We start from the raw sequence: 1,166 nt of genomic DNA on the forward strand, positions 1-1,166 counted from the left end.
GTAGACGTCTTCGAACATGGTCGCGGCGCTTGGAATCTGGCCGCCGGCGAGGGTGCCGTACTGTTCGGCCTGTTTCTGCGCGGCAATCACCTCGGCTTCGAGCTCGGCGCTGACGGCGGCGTGCTCTTCGTCCGACCAATGGCCGACCTTGATCAGGTGCTGTTTCAGGCGAGCGATCGGGTCGCCGAGCGGGAAGTGGCTCCAGTCATCGGCAGGACGGTATTTCGATGGGTCGTCGGAGGTCGAGTGCGGGCCGGCGCGGTAGGTGACCCATTCAATCATGGTCGGGCCGAGGTTGCGGCGGGCGCGTTCGGCAGCCCAGGCAGAAGTGGCGTAAACCGCGTAGAAGTCGTTGCCATCGACGCGCAGCGAGGCGATGCCGCAACCGACGCCGCGTCCGGCGAAAGTAGTGGCTTCACCACCGGCGATGGCCTGGAAGGTCGAAATCGCCCACTGGTTGTTGACCACGTTGAGGATCACCGGCGCGCGGTAAACGTGAGCGAAGGTGAGGGCGGTGTGGAAATCCGATTCGGCGGTCGCGCCGTCACCGATCCACGCCGAGGCGATTTTGGTGTCGCCCTTGATCGCCGAAGCCATGCCCCAGCCGACCGCTTGAATAAACTGGGTCGCAAGGTTGCCGGAGATGGTAAAGAACCCCGCCTCTTTGACCGAGTACATGATCGGCAACTGCCGGCCCTTGAGCGGATCGCGCTCGTTGGACAGCAGTTGGCAGATCAGGTCGACCAGTGGCACTTCGCGGGCCATCAGAATGCTTTGCTGACGATAGGTCGGAAAGCACATGTCGTCGATGTTCAGGGCCAACGCCTGAGCACTGCCAATGGCTTCTTCGCCAAGGCTCTGCATGTAGAACGACATCTTTTTCTGACGCTGGGCGACGACCATGCGGTTGTCGTAGATGCGCGTCTTGAGCATGGCGCGCATGCCTTTGCGCAGGATCTCGACCGGAACGTTTTCAGCCCAAGGGCCGAGGGCGTTGCCCTGATCGTCGAGCACGCGAATCAGCCCACGCGCCAGGTCGGCGGTGTCGGCAGGTTCGACGTCGATGGAAGGTTTGCGCACCGTACCGGCATCGGTCAGATGCAGGTAGGAAAAATCGGTTTTGCAGCCTGGACGGCCCGAGGGTTCAGGGACGTGCAGACGCAGCG

The 1,166-nt window shown here is 62.6% G+C and carries 1 protein-coding gene; it reads right to left on the reverse strand.

What is annotated here, in order from left to right; genetic code table 11:
* Window positions 1-1,164 (reverse strand): 3-methyl-2-oxobutanoate dehydrogenase (2-methylpropanoyl-transferring) subunit alpha (locus ACIP1X_RS13735; protein WP_400752788.1); only part of this gene is annotated, 1,164 nt, incomplete at its 3' end.
* Window positions 1,165-1,166 lie beyond the last annotated feature (2 nt).

It is taken from the genome of Pseudomonas sp. NPDC088885, from assembly GCF_044750025.1.
In the GTDB taxonomy this organism is placed as follows: domain Bacteria; phylum Pseudomonadota; class Gammaproteobacteria; order Pseudomonadales; family Pseudomonadaceae; genus Aquipseudomonas; species Aquipseudomonas rustica.